This is a genomic window from Aeromonas sp. QDB39 (assembly GCF_027707585.1).
Taxonomy (GTDB): Bacteria; Pseudomonadota; Gammaproteobacteria; order Enterobacterales; family Aeromonadaceae; genus Aeromonas; species Aeromonas hydrophila.
Map to the genome: position 1 here is coordinate 7,228 of NZ_JAPCIV010000061.1, position 7,583 is coordinate 14,810.

At 54.3% G+C, this 7,583-nt stretch carries 2 protein-coding genes; both read left to right on the plus strand.

The window, feature by feature from the left end; all coding sequences use genetic code 11:
* Positions 1-1,063: 1,063 nt before the first annotated feature.
* Complete coding sequence (locus tag PG899_RS22585; RefSeq protein WP_270697726.1) at positions 1,064-6,070, plus strand: helicase-related protein; 5,007 nt, start codon at positions 1,064-1,066, stop codon at positions 6,068-6,070.
* 159 nt (positions 6,071-6,229) lie between these two features.
* Complete coding sequence (locus tag PG899_RS22590) at positions 6,230-7,513, plus strand: PRTRC system ParB family protein (protein WP_270697727.1); 1,284 nt, start codon at positions 6,230-6,232, stop codon at positions 7,511-7,513.
* Positions 7,514-7,583 lie beyond the last annotated feature (70 nt).

Here is a 7,583-nt window from a genome sequence, read left to right on the forward strand (position 1 = left end):
GGCCCACTGCGCACCAGATCACCCAACCGCCGCCGGTGGCCACCCTGGGCGCCGAGCTCATCGGCGACCCGAGGCACCGGATCACCCACCCGCCGCCGCTGGCCACCCTGGGCGCCGAGCTCATCGGCGATCCGGGGCACCAGGTCCCGACACCGGCCCGAGGGCCCACCGCGCACCAGATCACCCATCCGCCGCCGCTGGCCACCCTGGGCGCCGAGCTCATCGGCGACCCGAGGCACCAGATCCCGACACCGGCCCGGGGACCCACCGCGCACCAGATCACCCACTCGCCGCCGCTGGCCACCCTGGGCGCCGAGCTCGGCAGCGACCCGACCCGGGGCACCGGATCCCGGCAGCGGTCCGCCGGCCACCTGGACAATGCATCAGATCCCCCTCGGCAGTGGCGGCAGTGGCCACCATGGGCCCCGAGTTCGTCGGCGGCCCGGGGGCCACTGCAGCACCAGCCAGCTGGACACCCTGGGCGCCGAGCTCCTCGACGACCCAGGGCACCAGATCCCGGCACCGGCCCGGAGACCAACTGCGTACCGGTCCGCCGGACACCGCACCAGATCACCCGCCCGCCGCCGCTGGCCACCATGGCCCCCGAGTTCGTCGGCGGCCCGAGGGCCACCTGCAGCACCGGCCCGCCAGGCGCAGCACCGGATCACCCACACCGGCACTGGCCGCCCTGAGCGTCACCGGAGAATCGGAACCGCAATTCAGCATGCACACAGACAAAAGCTTCGACCCAGCGCACCAGCGGGAACATCCTGGCCACTTGCAGCACCGCGCCGCCGCTCTGCAGAACGATGCCGCGAGCACATCGATGGTGCAGGCCAACTCAGTGACCCACACATCGGTTGGGACTGGGGGCAACTCAGTGCCGGTATTCGGCGTGTGTTCAGGAGGTCATGGCTGGCGGGCTCGCCTGTGAATACCTGCAAACCTGGATCTACTTGCTAACGGAATGGATTAGGCCATCAGTCCTCTCATGGCTCCAGTTGCATTGTGAAGATCTGAGGGATGATCGACGTAAGCAAAAAATCGTCTACGGGTGCTATAAATGTCCTTTTTGAACGCAACAGCTTTTCTTGATTACTTGTTTTGCCCTCCCCTTCCTGGGCACAAAACCACCGTCATCGCAAAAACGGTGTCACAAAAAATCAGGAACAATCTTGAAGCGATCAAAATTGTAAAGCGGTGTTTGGCTGATGGCTCGCTGGCTGTATCTGACGTCGAGCGCGATGTCCTTACTCAGTATGCCGGATGGGGTCAACTATCAGGACTCTTTGAGCCAGAACACCCCCAGCATGCCGAATTGAAATCTCTTGTCACTCAAGCAGAATTCACGGCGTTGGAAGCATCTGTATTGACCTCCTATTACACCTCCGAATGGATTATCGATGCCATGTATCGTTCCGTCGCACGCCTTGGTGTGCAGGACGGTCCATTGCTCGATTTTGCTACAGGGTCCGGTCACTTCTTGGCGAGTCGCCCGGCGACTCTTTCAGCGATGAAATCCTTTGCTGTTGAGCTGGATGGCCTGACAGGGACTATCGCCCGCTTATTGAATCCTGCAGCCAAGATCTATGTCAACCAGCCGTTCGAGCACGTAAAGCTCCCGTATAGTGGCGACTTTTCCTTAGTTATTGGGAACCCGCCATACAGCTCTGTTCCTGCCAGGGATAGAGCATTTGGCACACTCCCACTACATTCCTACTTTCTGATTAGAGGGTTGAGCGAACTGCACCACGGCGGGCTTATGGCTGTTGTCGTATCAAGCTGGGTAATGGACTCCAAAGATAGCGATGCGCGGCTATCTCTCTCGGCCCGGGGAAATTTGGTTGCAGCCTGTCGTCTGCCAAATTCGGTGTTCAAGGGTGAAGGGGCCAACGTTGTTACCGATATTCTGGTCTTTCAAGCCTGCCAGCATCCGGAAGAAAACCCTTCATGGATCGACACCGTAGAGGTCCACGACGAAGCAGGCTCGGTATATCGTGTGAATCGCTTGTTTGTGGATCGTCCTGAACTCGTCGCCGGCAAAATCTCAGCACCTGGCACCTTCAATGTGTCTTGCAACGTTGCAGATCCTGGCCGTGATCTTGCGAGTGTTGTAACTGAAATCCTCGATATCCAGACCTCCAACCCTTTGTTTTTCCGTAAGTCTACTGCTCCGGTTGCAAGGAAAGGTGTCGTTTCTGCCCCCGCAGGTATGGACGATGTTGGACCATATGAATTTTGCCAAACTCCGGCGGGTGAGCTGATGCGTCGAGTGGCAGATCATGTTGATGAAAACGGGGTTAAGATGCCCACGTTCCAACAGTGCGAGTTTAAATCAGCCAAAGATAGGCTACGTGTAACGGCCATGCTGAGAGTTAAGAGGGTGTTGGCATCACTCATCAACGCAGAGCAGGGCAATCAGCCAGACGCCAACTTGCGAGCTCTTAGGGCTGATCTCAATGCGACCTATGACCGCTTTACTGCCGACTTCGGTCCGTTCCACGCTTCCAAGAACAAATCCGTTCTTGGGGAAGATCCCTGGTATTACCGCTTGCGAGCTCTCGAGTTGGACTACATCGCGCCGATCAGTGCCACGGTTGCCGAAAAAGAGGGCATCGCAGAGCGTAAAGAGCAATGGAGTAAGGGGAATTTGTTCACCCGCCGCGCAATCACCCCATTGATCACTCCCAGCCATGCCGCGAACCTTGCCGACGCCGTTCTAATCTCCGTGAGCTACAAGGGTGAGGTCGATCTTTCATACGTTCGGGATCTGGTCCGCTTTAAAGGAACAGATCGAGAACTTTTGCATCAGTTGGCCGAACAATCTCTGGCATTTGCCGACCCCGAAAGTGGCAAGCTGGTCATTGCGGCAAAGTACCTTTCAGGTTACATCCCCAGCAAGATTGAGGCTGCACAAGGGGCGGCCGAATCCGACCCTCTGTTTGCTATCAATGTTGCCAACCTGCAGCGAGTAATGCCCTCACCCATCAAGGCGGTAGACATTTTTGCACCGATGAACTCCCGTTGGCTGCCTAACCATTTCCACGCCGATTTTATCCGCCATCTGGTCGGTCATCCAAAATTGAAAGCACAAGTTACCCTTATCGACAACGAGTATCATGTTTCGCATGACTCTCTCCCTCAGACCGTCTTAACTTCTGAATGGGGTACGCAGCGCCGCGACATGACCTCCTTGATCATTGCGCTTTTGAACAATCGCACCATTGAGGTACGCGATCCACATCCGAGCATATCTAATACGACTGTTCCGAACCCGGACGAAACAATGGCCGCCCAGCACAAAGCAGAGGAAATTAAGGCGGCTTGGGAGTCGTGGGTGCTGGATGATGCCGAACGCCGCAACGATATTGAGCTTGCTTACAACGCACATTTCAACGGCTTTGTTGCCCCGAAATACAATGGCTCACACTTGCCTTTAGCTGGTAGTGCAGTTTACCTATATCACACACAGAGAAACGCCATTGCTCGGATCATTCATGAGTCGTGCACTTTGATTGATCACGCTGTCGGCGCCGGAAAAACGTTCACAATGATTGGTGCGGCAAGCGAACTAAGACGCATTAACAAATGTGAGCGTGTAGTGCTGGTCGCTCCCAATCACCTCGTCGCGCAGCATGCCACCGCCGCACAGTTCATTTTTCCAGGCATGAATATCTTTGTGCTCGATAAAACTATGATGACCCCGACCACCCGCCGCACAGCCTTAGCCCGCCTTGCAATGACAGACTTCGATCTATGCATCATTCCGTTGAGTGTGTTCGGGCTAATCCCAGCCCCTCACGATCTCTTGGTCGAAATGTTGGAAGCAGAGATCGATGATCTTCACCGGTGTTTGTCGGAGCTGAAACATGAGCGGTTATCTGTACGCCGGATGCAGACGCGGATCCAGCGCAAAGAAGCTGACCTTGCAGAACTTGTGAACAAACACACTGATGAAATGCTCGACTTTGCGGACCTGAGGGTCACAACTCTGATCATTGATGAGAGCCAATTCGGTAAGAACCTTAGCTATTCTTCATCCCTGCAAAGCGTTGCCGGAATGGGCCAGGCATCAGGCAGTAAGCGAGCCTTTGATCTATTTGTCAAAAGCCGTGCTGTTCTGCGAGCCGGTGGTCGTTATGTTGAGGCTACCGGAACACCAATCCTCAACTCTGTGGTGGAAGCACATCGACATCTGCGAGTGATGTCCCAAGATTTTGCTCAGTCAGCAAAGCTGACCCACTTTGACGCATTCAGTGCAGTCTTCGCTCAGCCAGTGACAGATTATGAATTGGCGGCGTCCGGGCGTGGCTACAAGATGAGAACTCGCATTAGTACATTCACAAATTTGACAGAGCTTCAAGCTATCTACTCAAGCTTCGCTGATGTAGTTACTTCTGAGCAGTTGCCAAATGTCTTGCCAAAACTAGCTGATGGCCGCAGTGCTATCCCTCCCCTCACGGGGGGCAAGATCATCGAATTGGTGATTGAACCCAATGAGCACCAGGAAAACGGCTTCGCTGAAATCGTCAGTGCATATTCTCGAGTCGATAACCGGGAGAACAACCCCCTAAAATTGCTCAACCGTGGGCGAATGCTCTCTCTCGATGCTCGGCTTGTGTACCCAGACGCACCGGACTACCAGGACAGCAAAATCAATACCGTAGTGCGCTATCTGCTCGATAAATATCAAAGTACAACTAGCGTTCGCGGTACTCAGATGGTCTTCATGGATCGTAGCATTCCCGCTCGCCATCGTGCCGGAGCTTCGAAAGAGTGGGCGGCAATTTTCAACCTTGCCAGACAGGGTGATGAAGAAGCGTTAGAGCGTATTGAAGGCCTAGACGAACTCGAACTTACCGCCATGGTCGGCAGTTCATTCAGCCTCTACGATGAGCTGGTAGAAAAATTGGTTGTGGGCGGCATCCCCCGCAACGAGATCGCAGTTATCCACGATTACCGGACAGACGCGAGAAAGGAAGCGTTGCGTGACATGATGAATGAGGGGCAGATCCGAATTTTGCTAGGCTCTACCGAATTGGCAGGCTCTGGGCTCAATATCAACCGGCGTTTGGTTTCGTTGGTTCACTTCGATCTCCCATATCGACCCGGTGATTTGGCTCAACGAGCTGGCCGCATTGAGCGCCAAGGCAACCTGTTATGGGCGAATGATCCCGAGTTCACCATTGATATTGTCGTGCCAATCACCCGTCGCTGTCTTGATGCTTGGCAACTGGGATTACTCAACACCAAGCAGCGTTTTATCAGCCGGTTCCGTCAACTCGATAGCTCCGTCCGGCACTACACAGAGCAAAATGAAGCGATTGATTATGCCGAGTTAAGCGCCATCGTAGCCGATGACCCGCGAATCCTGGCTCATGTCAAAGGCAAAGCAAAGCTGCGAAAGCTTGAGGCAGCCCGGAATAACTGGTTCCGGAATCACGTCAGATTGGACGACCAAGCACAATCCCTTGAGCAAAGAGTCGCAACCTTGGCGGCCAAAATGCAGATGATTCGAGCCGATGCAGCAAACATTGCGGCCACCGCGGATGAGTTGTTGATTACCGTGGATGGTGTGACATATGAAAAAATGGGGGTGGATTCGACGGCTACAGATCGTCTAAACATAACCACCGCCGCCCCGGCTGTCGGTTCAAAATATAGCAGACTGAACTACCGTGCAGATATTGGCAGTCAACACGACATGGCTACTTACCGGGGGGCTACTCTGGTCTATGAAAAGCCATATTTCGCCAAACTGTGCTTCGCCACCGAGTTCACAGTTCGCGGCCCCTCCGGTCATCACTACGAGCTGAGAAATGTAGAGCGCAATAGCATTAACGCTGTGATGGCGGCCTTCGTCGCGCTCGTCGATAACTTGCCGCGCTTACCAAACATAGCCACAGCCCAAATGGCTACTTGGACAAAGAACGCTACCGACTATCGTATTGAGGCTGCGAAGCCATTCAGCGCCCAAGCAGAGCTTGATGAACTGATCCCATTTTTGCGGCAACTTGAAAAGGAGTTGGCAGATTCTGCCATACATTCAGCACATCAAGTGGCCGCTTGAGGAATGATGTAGCCCCTGCTGACAGGTGGGGGGTTCGTTGACGAAAGACATTCGTCTGTTATTTGATAGCCCCAACTTCTGAATATTGGTTTGCCCTCCCTTGCATTGACCGATGCCGTGGGATCATAACCCCATTGAAACCAAAATAGGGTTATGAACATGAACGCATTGAAACAAGGCGCTTCCAATCGCACGGATGATTCTTTGGTGATGCTCACTGTTGATCAGGTGGTCGCAGCCCCCTGGGGCAACGTCCGTCGCGGAAACCGCAATAATGCCAAGTGGACGGAATTTCTCGCTGATGTGAGGCTGCGCGGGATCATCCAATCGGTGACGGTTCGCCCCCATCCAGAAATGGCAGGTATTTTCGAGCTGTTAGCAGGATATGGCCGTTGGGATGCCGCTAAAATTGTGGGTTGCCCTATCCCCGCCCTTGTCGTCAATTGCAGTGACTCAGAAGGCGTTGCCATTGGCATGATGGAGAACCTGCAGCGGGAAGACATGGGGCCGGTTGATGAAGCCCACGCAGCACAAACGGCACTAGCTCTATGCAATGGTGATTACGAAGAAGCCCGCAAGCAACTCGGTTGGTCACTGGGTCGCCTCAAACAGCGACTGCATCTTACTCGCTGCACTCCGGCAGTGCTTGATGCAATCTCAGCAAAATTGGTTTCACTTCGTCATGCCGATTTGCTCGCAGGTATCAGTGCTGAGGCGCAGAACGCTCTGTTGCCCTCAATTACTGAGAAAAACCTTAGCGTAGATGCGCTCAAAGCCTTGCTTGGTAAAGCTTCGGCACCGATTTCCTCCGCGCGTTTTGATGTTGGAGATTGCGCCTCCTGCGTTCACAACAGTCAGCAACAATCCAGCCTGTTTAATGAGTTCGCTGTTGTAGACGGGGCTGTTTGCCGGAATCTTGTGTGCTTTAAACAAAAGACTGCTGCTATGGTTGCGGCCCGCAAGGACGAACTCGCCGAGCGTTACGGCACCATCATTGTACTATCCGAAGTATCCCAAGGTTCGATTAACCATGTAAGCCATGACACGGTTGGCGCAGAGCAGATGTTTGATGGCTGTTTACCTTGCTCGAAGCGCGTTGCATTGCTCGATGACCGCATTGATACCGCGGGTGATGTGCTCGAAGATCGATGTACCGACCCAGATTGCTTCAAAACGTGTGTTTCTAAGCACCGTGATGCAGTGGCGGAAGCTGCAGAAATCACTGAAAAGGCGAACTGGGCGGCAGGGATTGATCCCACCCTCACCAACGCAGCCCAACCCTTGCAAAAGGATGAAGGGAATACGCAGGCTCCCAATGTGCCTAAAAGAAAGGCTGCCGATAGTGATCCCACTACCTCTTTGAGTAGTTCGGTGGTTGCAGACCACAAGATAATGCTTAGACGCGCAGCCGTTGAGGCGTGGGGAAGCGACGCTGAGGGGTAATCCCCCCGAAAAACCAGGGTGCTCATAAGTAGAATTTTCCCGTACCTTGAACGCAGGAGGTTCTACATGA

Coding starts and splice junctions, on each gene's coding strand:
- PG899_RS22585 (WP_270697726.1), top strand. CDS start 1,064: ATGTCCTTTTTGAACGCAACAGCTTTTCTTGATTACTTGTTTTGCCCT.
- PG899_RS22590 (WP_270697727.1), top strand. CDS start 6,230: ATGAACGCATTGAAACAAGGCGCTTCCAATCGCACGGATGATTCTTTG.